The following is a 230-nucleotide window of genomic DNA, read 5'->3' on the forward strand; positions in this document are numbered from 1 at the left end:
CGAAAGTAATACAGCTCAAGTCGCAGCGCCTGCTGCTGGTCCCAGGCCTGCTTCGCTGGGGTGGCGGCTGGCGCATACAGCGCAGCGGCGTACACATCCGCCCAAAGATAAGTGAGCACTGCCTGATTTTTCAGGGTCAATTCCTGAGACTGTCTGGGGAAGTTGGCCTGCTTGAGTCGGTCCGCATCGCTGGCGTGCGCGGTGATCGACAGCAACAGCATCAAACAGAT

General features: G+C 58.7%; 1 protein-coding gene. It reads right to left on the reverse strand.

Features of this window, described 5'->3' with window-relative positions; genetic code table 11:
- The coding region (locus tag AC0L3B_RS40505; RefSeq protein WP_473383744.1) for a hypothetical protein at positions 1-215 on the reverse strand (215 nt) is incomplete at its 3' end.
- Between the last annotated feature and the right edge of the window lie 15 nt (positions 216-230).

The organism is Bradyrhizobium sp. Kon56, assembly GCF_055807635.1.